Below are 20,879 nucleotides of genomic sequence, written 5' to 3'. Positions count from 1 at the left end.
AAGATCTATAGATTTTGTGCAACCTTTTTTTGAATATATTTTAAAAAAATAATCCACGCCCAATAAAGAAGAAAACGCCTAGGCGTCTTCTTCTTTATTTTAGGGTTATCATTCAGTCACTTATAGAACGAACAGATGATGTTTTTTCTTACCTAATTTCACCAAGAAGTATTTCCCAAAGTAGCCATTCTCGGCGGTAAAAATATCTGCTGCTGCCATATTATCGTTTAACCCTTTTGCAACGCCATTAACAAAAACAGAGTCACGTTGAAGCGCATCTTTTACTTGCTTCCCTGTCGCAGCCAAGCCAGCATCCGCTAGCAAGCTAGTAAGTGGTGTTTCAAAAAGGTTAATGCCAGCTAGCGAACTGCTTGGTAAACCATCAAGCTGAATCTGTTCTAGATCCTGTTCACTTAACTGATCTGCCTCACCACTAAACAAAGCATTGGTAATGCGCTCTGCAGCTTGCAATCCGTCTTCACCATGCACTAAGCGAGTCGCTTCACGAGCTAAAATCAATTGCCCTTGCGGCTTACCATTATTTTCCTGATCTGCTTTTTCAATAGCATCAATCTCATCAAGACCAAGAAAAGTAAAAAACTTCAAAAATTTGTATACATCAGCATCCGCTGTGTTCATCCAAAACTGATAGAACGCATACTGACTAGTCTTAGTTGGGTCTAACCAAACAGCACCAGACTCCGTTTTACCAAATTTCGTCCCATCCGACTTGGTCACCAAAGGAACCGTCAACCCAAACACCTGAGATTGATTTTGGCGACGAGACAAATCAATACCACCTACAATATTTCCCCATTGATCACTGCCACCAATTTGAAGAGTACAGCCATAAACACGATTCAACTCAGCAAAATCCATTCCCTGGAGCAGTGCGTAAGAGAATTCTGTGAACGATATACCTGCACCCTCTCTATTCAAACGCTGCTGAACAGACTCTTTGTTAATCATGGCATTAATCGAGAAGTGCTTACCTATGTCTCGAAGGAAATCAAGCACATTCATATTGCCTGCCCAATCAAGATTGTTAACCACCCTTGCAGGATTTGACACATTGTCAAACTTTATAAATTGACTCACTTGACTGCGAATTTTTTCTGCCCAACCGGCAACGACCTCTGAGGTATTTAATTGCCTTTCAGCCGCTTTAAAACTGGGATCGCCAATGAGTCCGGTTGCGCCACCAACCAATGCTATAGGATTGTGACCAGCGTCTTGAAAGCGCTTCAGTACAAGAAGAGGAACAAGGTGACCCAAATGTAAACTATCTGCTGTAGGATCAAAACCACAATAAAGAGTACGCCCCCCCTCCTCAAGATGCTTTTTCAGCTCATCTTCAGCTGTCATTTGGGCGATTAGCCCACGAGCTTGCAAGTCGTTTAAAAGGTCTTTACTGCTTACCGTCATCGTGTTGATCCATATCCTGGTGAGTTAATCTGAATTTAAGCATTCAATTATAAAAGCAATGTTGGTAGGATTATAAGGCTTTTATTAAAGATATTTGGGTGCACATTTTGATCAAGACATTACCGAAAAAGCATATTTTGCTTATAGCCGCAGTGAGCGCGACTCTTGCGGGCGTGCTTCTCGTGCTTCCGACAGATACTACCTCAAACAGCGAAATCATTTCTCTCGAAGCCAACTTAGACATTGTAGAGCAGCCGAGACTTGTCATTCAGACACTTCAAGAGCCAACAGCGCTTAAACAATCTCAAACGGGTGCACTTCCATTGGCACCCGATGTTAACGCACCAACGTTGGCCAGCACATACGACATTCCAGCACCAGAAGCTCTAGTAAAGAAAACGGTCGCACCAGAATACAAAGAGCAGTCTATTGACATTATGCCTGGCGATTCATTGTCAAAAGTCTTGTCGAGCAGAGGCGTATCAGCACAAGATATTTACAAAGTGTCTTTAGCAGACGAAAAACAAGGCACCCTGTTGAAAATGAGGCCTGGACAAACCATCCGCTTCACTACTGATACCACAACTGGCGAACTGACAAAATTAGTTCTTGAGCTGAATCGTTTAGACAGTATCGCTTTCGATCGCCAAGAAAACCAGTTTCAAAGAAAAGAGTTTTCTTTGACTCCTGAAGTAGCACAGACCTACAAAGAAGCCGAAATAAGCAATTCTTTATTTGTCGATGGATTACGTTCTGGCATAGACCAAGCATTACTCATTGAACTTGCCAATATTTTTGCTTGGGATATAGATTTTGCTCTAGATATTCGTAAAGGCGATAGTCTTAGTGTTCTTTATGAGGAAAAGTTTCTTGACGGAGAGAAGATCGGCTATGGCAACATTGTCGCCGCTCAATTTATAAACAATGGTCGAACCTATAAAGCCATTAGGTACGAGACTGATAAAGGCGCAAGCTACTACACTCCTGATGGTTTGGCCATGAGGAAAGCCTTTATTCGTACCCCAGTGGATTTTACTCGAATCTCATCTAAGTTTAATCCCAACAGATTACACCCAATCTTCAAGACAAGCCGCCCTCATCGAGGAGTTGATTATGCTGCCGCTAGTGGCACGCCAGTCAAAGCGGCCGGCGATGGTAAAATATCTTTTGCAGGAAAACAAAATGGCTATGGGAATGTTGTTATTATTGATCACGGTAGAGGATATCAAACACTCTACGCACATTTAAAAGGCTTCGCGAATGGTACGCATCGTGGCGCTAGAGTTCAACAAGGGAAAACCATCGCTTACGTGGGACAAACTGGCTGGGCAACAGGACCACATTTACATTACGAATTTAGAATCAATGGCACACACAAAGACCCTGTTACTGTAAAATTACCGAATGATGCTCCCATGCCTAAAAATGATTTGGAGAATTATTTGCCTTACGCTAAGCAAATAGTCACTAAGTTAGAAAACTACCGTTCACCCGCCTTTGCGCAGAAATTAGCTTCTCTAAAAAACTAATCACTTAAATGTCACTGTCGAGTAAGGCAAACTAACCTTACTCGACAGTGACATTTAAAAAAGCCCAAAAACCTTTTCATACCAATCAATTCTAAAATAAACCTAATTACTAACGCTATAACAAAACCTTCCTAGCAATACCACCTAAAATAAGACAGACACAAAAAAAAGAGCCGAAGCTCTTTTTTGGAGGACATACGTAAAATCCCAGTTAAAAAATCTCACTCGGCCTTAACACATCCAAGCCATCGTCTTCGAAGTTATCTCCCAAGCTATCTTGATCAAACTCCATCAGTTGATTACGGCTTGAGCTCCTCATAACAGGACGAGAAACGTCATTCTGCTTAACAATAATTTCAACTCGACGATTTGTTGCCCTGTTAAGTGGCGTATCATTTGGAACTAATGGGCGCGTATCTGAATACCCTGTTACCGCGAATCGATCCTGACTCAGCTGTCTAGAGGCAAATAATTCCTCAGCCACAGAAATGGCACGCGCTGAAGATAACTGCCAGTTCGAACTGAAGCGCCGACTATCAATAGGAATATTATCCGTATGCCCTTCAACCGAAATAGTCCCTTCAATACCCACTAACACTTCACGAATCATGTCGATTACTGGAATAAAATCGTAATTTAGCTCGGCAGAACCAGAACCAAAAGACCCCTTATCTTTTATACGAATCGTGATGGATTGCTCTTGTGTCTCTATCTCAACGGTGCCCTTAGAAATCTCTTCGCGCATCACTGAGGCAATCATTTGAGCATCTTCTTCTGTTTTCTTGATCTTCTTTTCTCTTTCAAGATCTGCTTTAGACTTATCCACAAAGCTCAAAGGGGCAGGTGAACCTGAATTACTTTGTTCATTCAATTCTGCGTCACCCGGCTTACAAATAACCTCTAAGGTATTTTCAGGTGTGGCATCTGCTCTTTGCTTCACTTCATTAATTGGGGTTGGCTCAGGACGTCCAGGGCTAAACTCTTGGGCGATGATAGATGTTCCCATTGGTATTGCGTCTGCACTTATCTCACGTTGAACGCCAAACGCATCTTTCATTGATCCAGCCAAACGCTTGAACTTGGTGACATCCATCTCAGCAAAAGACAGTAAAAGTACAAAGAAGCACATTAGCAGCGACATAAGATCGGCAAAGGTACCCATGTAGGCGGGTAACCCCTCTACACATTCAGGACATTCTTGTTCTTCTTCATCACTCATTATCGTATCCGTTCACAACTAATATATTATTCACGCTCAACGCGCTTGCCTTCGGGTATGTAGGTTTTAAGGGCTCCGTCTAGAATCCGTGGATTTTGCCCAGACTGAATAGCAAGGAGTGCATCCATGATCATTTTCTGGCACAGCAACTCCTCGTCCGCTCGAATTGTTAATTTTGACTGAATTGGCAAGCACACCATGTTTGCTAACATGGCACCATACAAAGTCGTTAACAAAGCAACCGCCATAGCAGGCCCGATAGCTTTAGGGTCATCCATATTGGCCAACATCTGTACCAAACCGACTAGAGTTCCTATCATTCCCATTGCAGGACCTACATCACCAGCCGCTTTAAAAACTTTCGCCCCTGCTATGTGCCTTTGATAAGACTGATTCATGTCTTTTGATAATTGACCTCTAACGACATTACCGTCATGACCATCCACCAACATTTGAATGCCTTTTGATAAAAAAGGGTGACTTACCTCCTTTCCCTCTAAAGACAACAACCCTCCTTTACGCGCTTCATCAGCCAAACCATATATTTCATCGATCAAGGTATCTAAAGGCACACTTTTAAACATAAAAGCTTTTGCTGCGACTTTTCCCGCACCCAAAAACTGACTTAAGGGATATTGCATTAAAACAACAAAAGTCGTCCCGACTAGTACTATTAATGTCGACGCTGTGTCTAAAAACATTCCCGCTGAGCCACCAACAAAAATGGCCGCTATGATGACTATAAAAGATCCAACTAATCCTATTAACGTTGCGATATCCACACACGTCTCCTAACAATGAGGCTATAATGCTATTAATATACCGAGCAATTCTATACGAAACAAAGCTTGAGCATGAGAAAATATTAGACGATTTTGTAAATTTGATTAACACATCTCGAACACTAGCGTAATTTCTGTTACAAAGCATGAGCTAAAAAGTGAGCAGCCCTATGTCCCGTAAAACCTCCGCACGTCATTTTGAAGATAACATCAACGAGTTAGATAACCTCGTTGTCCAACTTGAGTCAAATCAGCTTTCTTTAGAAGATGCATTAAAAGCGTTTGAAAAGGGCGTAAAATTGAGTCAAGAATGCCAGCTGGTACTGACTCAAGCCGAACAAAAAGTGCAAATCCTTTTAGAAAAACAAGACGGTGAACACCTTGAGCCCTTTGACCCGGAAGTAAATTCGTGATTTTAACCGATTTTTCTCATTACACTCGCAGCAGAGTAGACACTTACCTTACGCAAAAGTTAAATCAATACAAGCCAGCGCAACACTTACAAGAGGCCATGTCATACAGTTTGTTTAATGGCGGCAAACGCGTTCGACCCATGCTCACTTATGCAACTGCGGCTTTATTCGATGAAGCCAATGAACTGACAGATGCTTGTGCGGCGGCCATCGAAGCAATCCATGCTTACTCCTTAATCCATGATGACTTACCGGCGATGGATAATGATGATTTACGCCGAGGCAAGCCGACTTGTCACATACGTTTTGACGAAGCGACAGCTATTTTAGCAGGCGATGCATTACAAACCTTTGCCTTTGAACTTTTGAGCAGTCCACATCTCAACCGAGCAGACTTACAACTCCAACTCATTCAAGAGTTAGTTGTTGCCTCTGGGCGTCACGGCATGGTGACAGGACAAATGATCGATTTAGCCAATGTTGGTAAGAATATAGATCTAGCCGCACTTGAACAAATGCATCAACATAAAACGGGTGCACTGATTCGAGCCAGCGTGCGCATGGGCGCTATCAGCGTGGGACTTACCCAACCAAGAACACTTGCTTCACTGGATGCCTACGCCAACGCCATTGGGCTGGCTTTCCAAGTCCAAGACGACATCATCGACATCACAAGTGATACCGATACGCTCGGCAAAACACAGTTTTCCGATGAAGAAGCCAACAAACCCACCTACCCCAAACTACTCGGGCTAGACGGCGCTCAACGACTTGCACAAGACCTCCATCATCAGGCCGTAAGCACTATCTCACCATTTGGCAAAAACGCTCAACCTTTAATTGAACTTGCTAACTATATTATTGGTCGCAACCACTGATATACTTACTGACTCTTTAGATTAACTTATGTGACCAAACCTGTGCCAATGTTCGAAGAAATTCCCACAGCGCGACCCAATACTCCGTTGCTTGACCAAATCAACTCACCGGCCGATTTACGCGCTTTAAAGAAAGAGCGGCTGCCTGGACTTATTCGTGAGCTACGAGAATTCATGTTGTATAGCGTTGGGCAAACTGGCGGACACTTTGGTGCAGGATTAGGCGTTGTCGAATTGACGGTGGCTTTGCACTATATTTACAACACGCCAGAAGATCGCATCGTTTGGGATGTTGGCCACCAAGCCTACCCTCATAAAATACTGACTGGACGTCGAGAGGCGCTACTACACATTCGTCAAGAAAATGGTATTTCTGGTTTTCCGAAGCGTGATGAAAGCGCCTACGATACGTTTGGCGTAGGACATTCAAGTACTTCCATTGGTTCCGCGTTAGGCATGTCCATTGCGTCAAAACAGCTTGGTACAGGACGTAAAGCCGTCGCGGTTATCGGTGATGGCGCCATGTCTGCAGGCATGGCGTTTGAGGCGCTCAACCATGCCGGCCATGTAAAGGCTGATATGCTGGTGATTTTAAACGATAATGAAATGTCGATTTCAAAACCCGTGGGCGCTTTATCAAGTTATTTCGCTCGCCTTTGGGCAAGTAAAACCTACGACAGCATTCGTAAAAGCGGTCAAAAAGTATTTTCAGGCTTACCTTCTGCCCTTGAGTTAGCCCGTAAAGCGGAAGAGCACATGAAAGGCATGGTATCACCAGGTATGATGTTTGAAGAGCTTGGTTTTAACTATATTGGCCCAATAGACGGCCACGACATAGACCACTTATTAACCACCATTACCAATCTGAAAGACCGCACTGGCCCACAGTTTCTCCATATAATAACCAAAAAAGGCAAAGGCTTTGAACCGGCTGAAGGCGATCCAATTGGTTATCATGCTATTAATAAAATCGAGCCAGACCCAAAACCTAATACCAAGAAAAGCAAATTACCAAAATACTGTAATGTTTTCGGTAAATGGGTGTGCGATGTCGCCGAGCAAGACCAAAAACTGGTTGCTATCACGCCAGCCATGAAAGAAGGCTCTGACTTAATTGAGTTCGCAGAGCGCTTTCCTGAACGATATTTTGATGTCGCGATTGCAGAACAACACGCTGTCACCCTAGCCGCTGGGATGGCATGTGATGGCATTAAACCGGTCGTTGCCATCTATTCGACTTTTCTTCAACGCGCTTACGATCAGCTTATTCACGATGTAGCGTTGCAAAATCTTGATGTGCTTTTCGCTATTGACCGAGCTGGACTCGTTGGCGAAGATGGACCAACACACGCTGGCGCTTACGACTTAAGTTATCTTCGTTGCATTCCAAACATGGTGGTTATGGCACCATCAGACGAAGACGAATGTCGCAAAATGCTACAAACCGGTTATGAGTACGAAGGGCCTGCGGCCGTTCGTTATCCTCGCGGAACCGGTCAAGGCGTTCATATTGAAAATACCTTGTCGACTCTCGCAATCGGTAAATCACGTACATTACGTACGGGACAGTCTGGCATTGTCATTTGCGGTTTTGGCCGCCCAACCTACGATGCATTAGAAGCCGCAGAAAACCTTGATGCCACCTTACTAGACATGCGTTTTGTAAAGCCTATCGACGAGGACGCCCTCTTAGCTCAAAGAGATGCTAAACTAATAGTCACCGTGGAAGAAAATGCCATAATGGGTGGCGCAGGCTCAGCAGTAAGCGAATACTTACTAGCAAATAATATCCATATCCCGACACTTCATCTTGGTCTTCCTGACCAATATGAAGAACACGCAAGTCATGCTTCAATGTTAAAACGCATAGGGCTAGATGCTAAAGGCATACAGTCGGCCATAGAAGCTAAGTTGATAAAGTGTGATCAGCCGTAAGGCTGTCACACCCACCAATACAATACTTTAAAAGTGCTTACATCCAACTAAGCTGAGACACCTTCCTAATTCCCTTCCGGTACGAAAAAAATACCGTACAGTTTCATCCTGTTCTCTTACGCGTCCTCAACTAAACCCAAAATACCCTCTATTTCTGTATAAAGAAACATATAAAACACCAAAACCATTAGATAACTAAATATTTTTTCACTTATATATTTATTTGAATAAATTAAATATAATCATTATAAAACAATAACTTAAAAAATAAAAAAGGTTAGTTGTGTAAACAAAAAACCAACTCCCTCTTCTTTTTTTAATTGAACGTTCAATTAACTTAAAGCACAATAAAAGTGTAATAATTGAAAAATATCATAAAAAAAGGGATTAGCTAGATGTCAACTTTTTCAAAAACTGCAATAGCCGCAGTCGTTTCTGGACTATTATTGGGGCCTAACGCCTTTGCAAATGTTTCAATAACCACGGGCGAAACCGCCATTCCGGATGGCGAAGCTGTCTATGAAAAAGACATTACCGTCAAAAACGAACACATCGCTTTCGCGCTCGCCATTGAGTCTGCTCCACCATGGGGAGTACCTCGTGGCACGTTAGTAGATTTAGCCGCCGTTAAAGAAGGAGAAATTGACCTAGACCGAGTCGCTTTTGCAGATTTTATTCCAAACAGTTGGTCGGCTTGGCCTAATGACCGTAAGTCCGTTGAGATTCTTGAAGACAGTCCCAGCAAAGCCGTGATTAAAATTAGTCGTAATTTCGATGATGTCGATATTACCACCTGGTATACCTTAGAATCTGGCTCAGATTCTATACTGCTGAAAACCACCATGACAAACCAAGGTGATCAAGCATTAGAACTAGAATCTGGTCACACTATCTGGCCTGATACGGGTTACCAGTTTGCCATTGCTGGGCTTGAAGGAAACGAAGAAGCCATGGCAACAAATGCACTAACGGATCGAATGGTTGCTTACGACAGAGACTGGGCCTTTGCTCTGCATGCCCCTTATTTTGATAGAATAAAATACAATGGTCGCGATATGTACCTCGGCCACACCCTTAAGCCTGGCGAAAGCCGAACGTTTAATTCACAGCTACAAGCAGTGCCAAATGGCGATCTTGCTCCCATTATAAAAGCAGAAGCTGCTCGCAAGAAAATACCGACGGGGAACATATCTGGCCAAATTCGGGCAGAAAATGGCAGCGTACCTAATGACGCCATCGTTATGATCGAAAAACAAGGTCACCCATACGCTTGGACACTTGCTCAAAAAGGTATGTACAGTTTTGATTTACCTAAAGGCGAATACCAAGTTTATGGTACGGCGACAGGCCACGCCAATAGCTCACTACAAACCATCAGCATCAGCAAAAATAGTCAGCAAACACTCGATTTTACTGGATTGACTGCCCCAGCAAAATTGTCTCTGAGAATACAAGAAGCCACTTCTGCTGAAGCTAAAGATGCGCGTATCACCATCATTGAAGGACAAGCCCCCCCTGTCGAGTTTTTAGGCAAACGCACCTTCTTTACTGAATTATTGCCGGGAGGTACCGCGGAGCTGTCACTTGCACCAGGCTCCTACACTTTTGGTATTGATTCAGGTGCCGGTTTTTTAACCAAGACACAAATCTTAGACGTCACTCTCGAATCTGGTAAAACCAACCACCAGCTAATTAAGGTGCCACAGTTAACCCACCCAAACCAGCATCACTGGTACGGTGCTGACTTACATCATCATGGAAATGTACTAGAAGGCGTTACTCCACCAGAGATCGCTGTCAGAGCACAATTGGCAACAGGATTGGATCTGACATTTATCAGCGATCATGACTCAACGATCAACCATAAAATATTTGCAGACTTATCAGCAAAACGTGGAATTCCCTTCATTCCATCAATAGAAGTTTCACCATCGTGGGGCCACATGAACCCTTTTCCAGTAGATAACAGCGCACAGCTCAACGTCGACCCAGGGACAGCAAACATACATGACATCATGGAAGCCATGCACGAAATGGGAGCCGAAGTTATACCAATGAATCATCCATTTAATGATTATGGCTACTTTACCAACATCGCTAAAGACGCAGTGCCAGGTGGAACAACAGACAAATTTGACTTAATGGAATTGAATACTCGAGTTGATAACGAACCCACCTTGAAAAAGATTCACCAGCTATGGGATGAAGGTGAAACTATGTACTTCACGGCAGGCACAGACACTCATGACGCATGGAACCAACTGACTGGTCAAATTCGTATGATGGCACATGTAGACGCTGAAATTACCCCGCTGTCATTCGCAAAAGCCCTAAACCTAGGCAAAGGCTATGCTACTCAAGGACCTATTTTGTACCCACAAAACATCATGTTTGGAGACACAGTATCTGCAGGTGACAAATGGACGGTTAACGTTGTCGCGGTAGATGGTTTAAAAGAGATTCGTATGCTGGGTAAAGGGGGGGAAACGCTTAAAACTGTCAGTTTAAACCCCGATGAAAACCAAGAAACGGAGCTCACACTAACTATTCCAGTCGAAGCTAAAGGATGGATCAGCCTTGAAGTGGAAGATAAAGATGGTAGCACAGCATGGTCTAACCCAGTTTGGATAAAATCTTCATCTTCAAAATAATAACTTAGCGCACTCTCTAAAATCGCCTCGCTTTAGGGACGGTGTATCTCATTTAAAGTACGCTAGTGGTTTTTAAAAAGCCAGTATGGGCTCCATACTGGCTTTTTTATACTCACTCTAAACTATTTTGCTGTGATCACATCCATCACTAACTTACCATCTACTTTAATCGGGCCATCTTCTTTCGCTCCTAGCGTGTATTCAAAAATCCCTGTTTTCATACCGCCATCTTCACCGTGAAGCATTAACATCAGCATGTCTCCAGACTCTACTGACTCAGTCAGAATAGCCACCACATCATTATTTTCGCCTTTTTTAAGTGGCGCATACGCCACGACTGGACCGGGTTTCATCGCCTTATCAGTTCGATGCACAACCAACCAGCCATTCTTCTCGGCCATTACCATATCAGTTACCACGGTTCCGCCAGAGACATCTTGGTCACTGCCTTTAACAGCAAGGTTACCGCTCATTCCACCAGCTAATGCAGTGCCAGTCATTGTTAAAATACCTAAACCAAGAGTAATGCGTAAAAGTGTGTTTTTCATAATAGACCTCTAAATTATGTTTCGTTGAAATAGCATTTTCTCTTCTATAGCTACGAGGACAATTAGAAAAGGTTTCAGAAACTAGGCGATTTTTAAAAAAATTTCTAAGATCTAAATATAAAGTCAAAATATATAAAAAAGCCAACCCATTTAGGTTGGCTTGAGCGATCACAGTATCTAAGCTACAAAGAGGTTGGATAAAGTTTGCCATGGATTGCTGGACCTGTAGGTACACCGGTTGGAGAGCCTCCAGCAGGTTCAACGCTGATACCAAACGTCGCATGACGAATGACCGCTGGATCATAATCTATCTGCTTTTGAATTGGAGATGCCACATTCGCCAATAAGCCTAGAGAACGCGGTGCAGGGCCTATTTCATCCGCCTTAATCCACAACTGATAGGTTTTTCCCTCTAACTGTCCTTGCGCGGTAACAGAGCGAACCGTCAGCTGTCGAGTATCAATGTCCAACGACATAATAAAAGCAGGTTGTTGGTCATCCGCCTGAAATACGGCGACAAAAGGCGCATTCGCTTGAACGGCAGGCGCCACGGGCGGTTTAACGACCATAAAGACCGCAAGACACGCTGCAATGGCTGAAGTAGTAAAAGCCGTCAGCCGCCAACGTTTAAGTTTGGCTCGCATCCGCTCTATTTCAACAACGCCAGAAGAAGATGGAGTTACCACCTTGCCAGGCAGCGGTTTTTTATCCGACGATTGATCGAGCTTAGCCAAAATATCATCAAACAAATCGCCTCTCGGCTCAGCCTCTTTTACGTAATCATTCAAACCGGCAAGGTGCGCTTGCCAGCTGAGAATCGCCTTTTCCAGCATAGGGTCGGTCGCACGTTTTGCCTCAACAGCATCGCGTTCATCTTTCTCCAACGTACCGAGCACATACTCTGCCGCGACAATTTGAATGGATATTTCTTCGTCGTTCTTCATAAAGTCATACAACCTTGCAGCTGCTTAATGCTGCGATGCAACCAAGTTTTAATCGTACCTAGCGGCTGACCGAAACGCTCAGCAAGCTCTTGACGGGAGAAACCATCCAAATAGGCGGCTTTAATCATTTCAGCACGAGGCGACTCCAGCCCATCCAAACACGCTTCTAGTTTTAATAAATCTTGGCTCCTAGTGAAAGAGTCATCAGGCGCCATCGAATCGTCTGCGATCAAATCAAAATCCACCTCTTCATCACTGTCTGGGAGCTGATTTTTTCGTATCTCATCAATGGTACGATTACGCGCTATCGTTGCCATCCAAGTAATAGGGGACGCAACACTCGCATCGAAACTCGAGGCCTTTTCCCATATTTTAAGGTAAATCTCTTGCAGCACCTCTTCAGACATGGCTTGATTTTTTAAGATACGATAAACAATGCCAAAAAGTTTCCGATGGGTCGCTTGATATAGCTCTGAAAAGGCATGACGATCCCCTTGAGCAACGCTAAGCAGCAAATTGGCCAAGGATTCTGTCGTGTGCTGTTCCGATAATAAAGGTTGATTCATAAGATTCGTATCAATTAAGCATTCTCTCGATAATATGTCCACAGACACCACTGTTGATCATTCAGACACAGGCTATTGATACCGCGTTGCTATGTCATTCTACCTACTGTTCACTCACTTTCTCACCACGGACATAATAGCCATTGGTGTCTTTCGCGTCATAATCATGACCTTCGACATAACCTAATACTTGAAAGCTACCATGATCCACACTCTCAAGAATCGATGCGCCCTCTTCTTCCTGTACATAGTAAATCGCGTTTTTATCTTTGTAATAACGCCAGCCCAATTCATCAAAAGAATCTGGGTCGGCGCCACTTACGACAACAGGGCTCTCACCACCAAAATAATAAAGTCGATCTTTATCTCTCGCAAAGCCATAAATGGAAAAAGTGTCAAAACTTTCAACATCGGCCTCTAGAGCGATGGGCTTACCCTCATAAAAAACCCGACGGTTATCTTTTGCCAACATGTCGGTGAGTGGCACAAAAGAAGAAAAATCCGCCAGTTTAACCAAAACATTGTCATAAAAAAGACGATATTGTTCACCGACTTTCGAATAAGTCCAATACGAAAAACCCTCGAAATCACCAAAGGTCTGAGGATCCAACCCCTCTATGATTTCACCATTCTTTATTACTTGTGTATCATTTAACCAATAAAACTCATAAGCAATGAACTTACCCACTAGATTTTCAATGCGGACACCTGACAGCGATTGCCCGCGAAAATACAGAGACTGATTATCCACAGCGTATTGACCCACACTGTAGTCGTTCTGATAGTCTTCACTTTTGTAAGTGTTAAAACTTTCAACATCTGCACCAATAATCGGATCAGCATTGTAATAAACCGTGTTTCCGACAACACCATAGCCACTGTTAGGGATACCTTTTATGACGTTTGAAATCATCCCGGTATAACCAAAAAAAGACAGCACAAAAAGAACAATAAATGTACTGACCAGCGCAAGCGCAAAACTATTCAGGCCGAAGTATTTCCCCCCAAAAATCCCCAGAAAAAGAAACATGGTCACCGGATAAAATATAAAAAAGACAGCCGTCAATACCATGCCTTTATCGTCAGTCGCACCGGGAGCAGCAAACATCATGGGCGACATCATGACCACCATAGGCCAGTACAAAAGCGCTAACGTCACAATGATATTGATAACAATGCTCATAGAATCCTTCCTAAAAATAAATATACCGTGAATGCACACGCAGTGACGGTATTTTTATATCAAATTCTCCCTAAACAATCGAATGAAAACCTTGGGGCCTACTTGGCCGCCTTATTCAGCGTTTACCAGCGGCCAACCCAAAATAAGCACAAGCAAGGTAACAGCACCAATGAAAATATTCATCGGTATCCCTACTTTTAGAAAATCACTGAACCGATACCCACCCGGTCCGTATACCATTAGATTAGTCTGGTAGCCAAGTGGGGTGGCAAAGCTTGCCGAAGCGGCCATCATGATGGCAAAAATAAAAGGCTCGTTATTTAAGCTGGCCTTTTCCGTCACCTCCAGCACAATGGGTAACATCAACACGGCAGCCGCATTGTTCGTAATGGTCTCCGTTAACAAAGACACAACCACATAGGTCATAATCAACATAAGCCAAGGCGTGCCCGCACTCAGATCAATAATGTAGTAAGCCAGCCATTCTGCAACGCCTGTTTTTTGTAGCGCAGCACCCAACGAAAAGGACGCTGCAATCGTGATAAGCACGGTTAAATCGAGGCTCTTTTCAGCCTGACTAATCGTGCAGCACCCAGTAACAATCATCAAACCCGCGCCAATCAATGCGGCATTTAACATACTAATCACGCCGAAACCGGCCGCGACCACCACGCCAATAAGAATGCCCCATGATAACCAAGCACGCTCATGTCTTGGTGTTTCTGTGTCCAAATCGTTGATCAATAAGAAGTCTTTGTTATAGCGCTGGCGCGTCACAAAAGCGGGTCTTGCTTCTAATAACAGCGTATCGCCGGCTTCCAAATAAATATTGCCCAAATTCCCTTTTACACGTTCCCCGTTGCGTGCCACCGCCAACACCACAGCGCCGTAACGGTCGCGAAACTTTGCATCACGAATATTTTTCCCTAAAGCAGCGCAATGGGGCGACACCACAGCTTCGACTAAACAGCGCTCTGCTCTATCCTTATTTAGGCTACTTATTTCGCCCTCTTCGGAAGAAGCCACAATGCCGTGGATGCGCAGTAAATCTGAAATAGCTTGGGTATCGCCAGCAAACACCAAACGATCACCACCATGCAACACCTCTTCAGAAGACACCGCGGTCAAAATAGTGCCTTGCCGTTCGACCTCAACGAGATAAACACGTTCTAATTGACGTAAGTTGGCACCTTGTACCGTTTTACCCACCAAGGGCCCACTTGGGTCCACAGTGACTTCAAGGGTGAACTCTCGAAGGTTACCAAATGCTTGCTTTTCGCTGCGATCAGGCAACCAGCGCGGTAAAAATAGCCAAATAAATGCCATACCCGCTAAGGCCACGGGAATACCCACGGCCGTAATGGAAAACAAAGAAAAACCCGCTTCCCCTGTCAACGCCTGATATTGTCCATTGATCACCAAGTTGGTGCTGGTACCGACCAGGGTCAAGGTTCCCCCTAAAATCGCTGTGTAACTTAAAGGGATCATTAACTTAGAAGGTGGGATCTTTATTTTACGAGCCCAAGCATGAATCGCTGGAATCATGGTGGCTACCACTGGGGTATTATTCAAAAAGCCACTCAACAAAACAACAGGAGGAAAAATGCGACACAAGGCTGAACGCACAGATGTTGGTTGACCTAACACCTTGTTGACCAACAAATCCACACCGCCAGAGCCATATACCCCAGCCGCCACCACGAACATCGCGGCCACCGTGATTAAGCCCGAATTGGAAAACCCGGCCAAGGCTTCTGTAGCAGATAAAATGCCCAGCGCACTAAGAATCGTCATCACGCCCATCATCACAACATGTGGGCTAATTCTCGTTAGCGACAGCACTACCAACGCCGTCATCGTCAGCGCCAAACAAAACCAGCCTTGCCATTCCATTACAAAACGCCTTTTATGCTACAAAAAAAAGGATTCTACGCACCCCCATAAATAACACAAAAGAATATTAAGCTTATAAATTAGATCAATATGGAATATATCCCAATAAAAGCGCTGTCGTGTACCGCCCTAACTCACTGTCAGTTATTAACCGTTTTGATATCAAAATAGCCAAAACAAACAGGCCACTTACCTATTGAATCGCAAAGCCCAGGTGTCCATACTCGTGCACAAAAACAACATGACCCCAAGAGACACTAATGAAGCTCAAACATTGGATACCAAAGAGTGTCAGTACGCGCTTAATGCTCGCCTTTGCGACCGTGGCTTTGATGACCTTACTGGCGGCGGGATTTGCCTCTCACAGTAACGGGCTTTTGCAACAACGTCTGGAGCAGATCCGAGCCGACAGTATTGAAGTACTTTACGCTTCGGCACGTTTGAACGAGCTCAGCCAACAACTAACCGCTCAAGTACCTCGCCTGATCAGTGCTGACTCAAATTATGTTCGCCAGCGTACGCGAGAGCAGTTAGATCGTGTCTTAGCTGAAATGCAAACCTGGGTTATCCATCTCCCGGACTATAACCGTTACTTTATCGAAATCCGTGATCAGATTCGCTATAGCATTGGTCTGATTTATGAAACCGTTGAAGAACGACAGGGTTATGCCAAATCATCAGATCAACAACGGTTGCGTTTGTACCCGCTGTATATTGAGGTCAACCAGGTTCTAGATCAACGGCCATTATCAGAGTACTCAGAGGCCCTATTCGCCACACGCTTAAAATTAAGCTATTTGTTTGCTCTCGCTGAAAAGGTGCATACGGACAGTACTTTTAAGGAATTGGATTACACCTTTTTACGTTTAGAAACTTTAGTCGACGAAATACAGCGCTTAGAACTCAATGACGAACGCCTAAAAGAAGACTTTGAAAAGGCCCCCATTGATTCGTTATTTTTACTCGTATCACGTGAAGGTCCACTCTTTAAAGAAAAAAACCGTGAGCTGGATCTGCGCTATCAAGAAGAGTTTTTGGTTAGCAATAGTCAACGCCACATACAACAATTGGCCGTACAGATTTCTCAGTATACGGAAAGAGTGAATCAGCGTGTTGATAATGAAATTGCAGAAGCGGGCTTGTCCGTATCCAAAGCCAGGGATGCGACCTTCATGCTGTCGATTATCAGCTTGCTGCTCGCGGCGAGCGTGTCTTGGTTTTACGTAAGGCGTAACATCTTGGGGCGTTTGGTCAGGCTACAATCCAATATGCACGCTATCGCGAGTGGCGCATTAGATATTAATGTCATTCAAGAGGGCCGCGATGAAATATCCGAAATGGCCAGGGATTTAAAAATCTTTCAACAAGCCGCCATTGAAACGACACAGATGCATCGCCAATTGGCGGTGGAAACTGAAGAGCGTTTAGCAACAGAAAAGCGTTTAAGACTGGCCCAACAAGACCTCATTCAAGCCGGTAAATTAGCCGCATTAGGGCAATTAAGTGTGGCGATCACCCATGAAATCAATCAACCACTTGCGGTTATGCGTAACCAACTCCACAGTGTGGGCTTATGTTTGGAAAAAGAACTGACAGAGCAAGCGAAATCTGGCATTGAACGCCTAACGCTTCAGTTAGAAAAAACCGCCAACATTACCCATCATTTACGCGGCTTTGCACGTAAAACCGACCAAAAACCCTATGCTATATTACTCTCCCCAGTGATCGAGGCAGCTGTTGAATTACTGAAATCCAAGTCCAATCATTGTCATCCTGAGCTCATAGGCAGTGACGATATTTTAGTGATTGCTGAACCCATCCGTCTTGAGCAGGTAATGGTCAATCTCATTATGAACGCCTTAGATGCGGTACAACAGGTGAGCGACCCTTTTGTGCGCATTGCTTGGCGTGTTTGTCCAAGCGCCCAATGGGTTGAGATTCTAGTTGAAGATAATGGGCCGGGTATAGAACCCGATTGCAAAGAACACATCTTTGACCCTTATTTTACCACCAAGTCCCCTAGCAAAGGGCTCGGGCTTGGGTTGTCCATAAGCTACAACATTTTACAGGACTTTGAAGGCAGTATTGCCTTAAAAGAAACCAATCAAGGCGCATGTTTTCAGATTATGATTCCCACGAAACCGAACACCGCAAGGGTTTAATTTGACAGTAATATTTGGCAAGATGGCGGGATAAATCCGACACCTCGCACTAGAATAAAACTCTTTTTATTAACGCGTTATTAAAAACTATAAGAATACGCCCATGCCCCAGTTACCGATGATTTGTATTGTTGACGACGATGTTTCTGTCCTCGACAGTTTTGCTGAAATGCTGACCCTAGAAGGCTTTGACACTCAATGCTTTAATGACGCGACAGCGCTTCTCACTTTTTTACAGAAAATGCCCAATTGTGTGGTGTTAAGTGATGTTTGCATGCCAATACTAGACGGCATGCAACTGCTCGCTCGTTTGCAAAATTTTGATGCAGAACTCCCTGTCGTATTAATGAGTGGCCATGGCGACATCCCTATGGCAACACAAGCCATGCGAGAAGGTGCCATCGACTTTCTTGAAAAGCCCGTCTCACCCTCAGTACTGATCGAGCGCTTAAAGCAGGCGCAACGTCAACGAAAATCCGTACTTGCACGTCGAGAACAAAGTTTATCTAAGGACGATAAAGCCATCATTGAACGCTTGGTGGTTGGTGAATCTCCCGTAATAAAACAGCTACACGAACAAATCCTAGTGCTGGCCAATGCCGATGTAGACACCCTAATCTATGGTGAAACTGGCAGTGGCAAAGACGTTGTTGCTCGCGCCCTGCACGACGCCAGTCGACGTCGAAACCACCCCTTTATTGCCATCAATTGTGGTGCCATGCCAGAAAACCTTATTGAGAGTGAGTTGTTTGGTTACGAAGCGGGGGCTTTTACTGGAGCAAAACAGCGCCAAATGGGCAAAATTGAGGCGGCTTCGGGAGGTACTCTGTTTCTAGATGAAATTGAAACCATGCCACTGACCGCACAGATTCGCCTATTACGAGTACTACAGGAACGCAGTTTGGAACGCTTGGGCAGCACCCAATCGATTCCAGTCAACATTCGTGTGATTGCAGCAAGCAAAGACGATTTACAGACCACCAGTGAAAAAGGCCTATTTCGCCTCGATTTATACTATCGCTTAAACGTCGCCAGCCTAAAACTCCCTCCTTTGAGAGAGCGAGGAGACGATATCTTGATGCTGTTTGAGCATTATTGCCAATTGGCCGCTGAACGCTTTCAAAGAGGCTGCCCAGCGATACGCGCCCATCATCAAGAAAAGCTCTTACACTACGAATGGCCGGGTAATGTCAGGGAATTAAGAAACATAGCCGACCGCTTCGTGCTGGGGATTGAAGGAGATGGATTTTCATTGAATCATCAATCCACAGACATTGACGAACTCCCCTTGGATAAATTCGATCAAAAACTGGAAGACTACGAACGTAAACTTATAGAAGATTCTCTCATGACCGCCGCTGGCCATATAGGTAACGCGGCTGAACAACTAAAAATGTCACGCAAGACGCTCTACCGAAAAATGAAAAAATTCCAATTGGATAAGCAGACATTCAGAGCCTAGTTGGGACTCTCCCGTCCTAAAGCACGAAAAAACCTTTAGAAAAATGGGGCACACCTGTCCCATTTTTCTTTACATCAATAAAAACCGCCCTTAAGAAAAACCCTAACCTATTGAAAAATAAAAACATAATTAGGTTGGTATCACTTTTGCAAAGTCTTTGTGTAACCGCATAGCATTAATTTAATTAAGGCAGCGGCTAACAATACAATAATAATTAGGAGATTCTTTCTATGAGTTTACTCACCCTTAGTCGCTTAGGAATTACCACTTCATTGCTTTTAGCACTGTCAAGCTCGGCTGTTTTTGCTGCAGATTGTGAACACCGTGGTGCATTGGATGACAGTTTCTGCGATGAAAACATGGACATGGTAGCGGACACCCCAAAAGATTCTAGCCGCTGGCGTAACCCGAGCACCTTAGTTTTCACTTACACCCCCGTTGAAGACCCTGCCGTTTATCAAGATGCGTTTGCCGATTTCCAGCGCCATTTGTCAGAAGCCACCGGTAAACGAGTGGTGTACTACAGCGTTCATTCGAACTCAGCACAAGTAGAAGCCATGCGTTCTGGTCGTTTGCACATAGCAGGTTTTTCTACCGGACCTACAGGTTATGCCGTGAACTTGGCTGGCTATGTTCCTATTGCGGTTAAAGGCTATGAAAACGCCTTTCAGGGCTACAACCTGATTACCATAGTACGTAATGACAGTGATATTAAAACCATGGAAGACCTGAAAGGTCGCACTGTTGCACACACTGCGGTGTCATCCAATTCAGGTAACCTAGCTCCTAGAGCGCTCTTTCCTGGATTAGGCGTTGTTCCCGATGAAGACTATAAGGTGGCTTACTCAGGTAAGCATGATCAATCTGTAATGGGCGTATTAAGTGGCGACTATGACGCTGCCCCTGTCGCTTCCGATGTCTATGATCGTATGGTCGAAGCGGGTCGTGTTAAAGAAGACGACTTTAGAATCATTTATCGCAGCGCTCGCTTCCCAACGTCGGCCTTTGGCTATGCACACGATTTGCACCCAGAGCTTGTTAGCAAAATCAAAAGCGCGTTTGACTCTTATCGATTCCCTGCAGAAATGCAAGCTGACTTCGATGGTGCCGATCGCTTCTTCCCTATTACCTACAAAAACGACTGGGAAGTGGTACGCAACATAGCGCACGCGACAGGCACTGCTTATACAGCACGTGGCTTACAACAACTGGCTGAGCGCGAAGCCGCTGCCGCTGCGAAAAAGTAACCTTTCTATCTTTTCACCTACATGGAGCCTAAGCCCCTTATA

Annotated in this window: 16 protein-coding genes; 8 read left to right on the top strand and 8 right to left on the bottom strand. The window is 44.3% G+C overall.

The genetic code is table 11. The features are described from left to right. Positions 1–120 precede the first annotated feature (120 nt). Complete coding sequence (gene tyrS / locus EBI00_RS13700; protein WP_123096508.1) at positions 121–1,425, bottom strand: tyrosine--tRNA ligase; 1,305 nt, start codon at positions 1,423–1,425, stop codon at positions 121–123. 107 nt (positions 1,426–1,532) lie between these two features. Between tyrS and EBI00_RS13695 the strand changes: the two genes are divergently transcribed. Next, positions 1,533–2,954, top strand: a complete 1,422-nt coding sequence (locus EBI00_RS13695; RefSeq protein ID WP_123096515.1) for a M23 family metallopeptidase — start codon at positions 1,533–1,535, stop codon at positions 2,952–2,954. 211 nt (positions 2,955–3,165) lie between these two features. Here EBI00_RS13695 and EBI00_RS13690 read toward each other — a convergent pair whose 3' ends face one another. Next, positions 3,166–4,173 (bottom strand): flagellar motor protein MotB, encoded by a 1,008-nt coding sequence (locus EBI00_RS13690; RefSeq protein WP_123096507.1) that lies wholly within the window; start codon positions 4,171–4,173, stop codon positions 3,166–3,168. Positions 4,174–4,199: 26 nt separating this feature from the next. Then, positions 4,200–4,955 (bottom strand): flagellar motor protein PomA, encoded by a 756-nt coding sequence (pomA, locus tag EBI00_RS13685; RefSeq protein ID WP_123096506.1) that lies wholly within the window; start codon positions 4,953–4,955, stop codon positions 4,200–4,202. A 170-nt stretch (positions 4,956–5,125) separates the two neighbouring features. Between pomA and EBI00_RS13680 the strand changes: the two genes are divergently transcribed. The 4 genes from EBI00_RS13680 to EBI00_RS13665 all read left to right on the top strand — a co-directional run bounded on the left by EBI00_RS13680 (position 5,126) and on the right by EBI00_RS13665 (position 10,832). Next, positions 5,126–5,368, top strand: a complete 243-nt coding sequence (locus EBI00_RS13680; RefSeq protein WP_123096505.1) for an exodeoxyribonuclease VII small subunit — start codon at positions 5,126–5,128, stop codon at positions 5,366–5,368. After that, positions 5,365–6,246, top strand: coding sequence for a (2E,6E)-farnesyl diphosphate synthase (ispA, locus tag EBI00_RS13675; protein WP_123096504.1), 882 nt, complete (start codon positions 5,365–5,367; stop codon positions 6,244–6,246). Before EBI00_RS13680 ends, ispA begins: the two co-directional genes overlap by 4 nt. A gap of 48 nt (positions 6,247–6,294) precedes the next feature. Beyond that, positions 6,295–8,181, top strand: a complete 1,887-nt coding sequence (dxs, locus tag EBI00_RS13670) for a 1-deoxy-D-xylulose-5-phosphate synthase (RefSeq protein ID WP_123096514.1) — start codon at positions 6,295–6,297, stop codon at positions 8,179–8,181. Positions 8,182–8,576: 395 nt separating this feature from the next. Next, entirely contained in the window at positions 8,577–10,832 is a 2,256-nt protein-coding gene (locus EBI00_RS13665) for a CehA/McbA family metallohydrolase (protein ID WP_123096503.1), read from the top strand. A 122-nt stretch (positions 10,833–10,954) separates the two neighbouring features. Here the strand turns inward: EBI00_RS13665 and EBI00_RS13660 are convergent, their stop codons facing one another. From EBI00_RS13660 to EBI00_RS13640, 5 genes are all read right to left on the bottom strand, one after another. Beyond that, positions 10,955–11,380, bottom strand: a complete 426-nt coding sequence (locus tag EBI00_RS13660; RefSeq protein WP_174714929.1) for a DUF7282 domain-containing protein — start codon at positions 11,378–11,380, stop codon at positions 10,955–10,957. A 182-nt stretch (positions 11,381–11,562) separates the two neighbouring features. After that, complete coding sequence (locus tag EBI00_RS13655; protein WP_123096502.1) at positions 11,563–12,324, bottom strand: anti-sigma factor; 762 nt, start codon at positions 12,322–12,324, stop codon at positions 11,563–11,565. Then, positions 12,321–12,890, bottom strand: coding sequence for a sigma-70 family RNA polymerase sigma factor (locus tag EBI00_RS13650; RefSeq protein WP_123096501.1), 570 nt, complete (start codon positions 12,888–12,890; stop codon positions 12,321–12,323). The genes EBI00_RS13655 and EBI00_RS13650 overlap by 4 nt, the downstream gene beginning before the upstream one ends. 103 nt (positions 12,891–12,993) lie before the next feature. After that, positions 12,994–14,073 (bottom strand): DKNYY domain-containing protein, encoded by a 1,080-nt coding sequence (locus EBI00_RS13645; RefSeq protein ID WP_123096500.1) that lies wholly within the window; start codon positions 14,071–14,073, stop codon positions 12,994–12,996. 111 nt (positions 14,074–14,184) lie between these two features. Then, positions 14,185–15,966, bottom strand: a complete 1,782-nt coding sequence (locus EBI00_RS13640; RefSeq protein WP_123096499.1) for an SLC13 family permease — start codon at positions 15,964–15,966, stop codon at positions 14,185–14,187. 260 nt (positions 15,967–16,226) lie between these two features. Between EBI00_RS13640 and EBI00_RS13635 the strand changes: the two genes are divergently transcribed. The 3 genes from EBI00_RS13635 to phnD all read left to right on the top strand — a co-directional run bounded on the left by EBI00_RS13635 (position 16,227) and on the right by phnD (position 20,837). Continuing rightward, positions 16,227–18,128, top strand: coding sequence for an ATP-binding protein (locus tag EBI00_RS13635; RefSeq protein ID WP_123096498.1), 1,902 nt, complete (start codon positions 16,227–16,229; stop codon positions 18,126–18,128). A gap of 103 nt (positions 18,129–18,231) precedes the next feature. Then, complete coding sequence (locus EBI00_RS13630) at positions 18,232–19,590, top strand: sigma-54-dependent transcriptional regulator (protein ID WP_123096497.1); 1,359 nt, start codon at positions 18,232–18,234, stop codon at positions 19,588–19,590. 230 nt (positions 19,591–19,820) lie between these two features. Continuing rightward, positions 19,821–20,837, top strand: a complete 1,017-nt coding sequence (phnD, locus tag EBI00_RS13625; RefSeq protein WP_123096496.1) for a phosphate/phosphite/phosphonate ABC transporter substrate-binding protein — start codon at positions 19,821–19,823, stop codon at positions 20,835–20,837. Positions 20,838–20,879: the final 42 nt, after the last annotated feature.

The organism is Marinomonas hwangdonensis, from assembly GCF_003721245.1.
Classification (GTDB): Bacteria; Pseudomonadota; Gammaproteobacteria; order Pseudomonadales; family Marinomonadaceae; genus Marinomonas; species Marinomonas hwangdonensis.
This window is presented reverse-complemented; position numbering and strand designations above follow the sequence as displayed.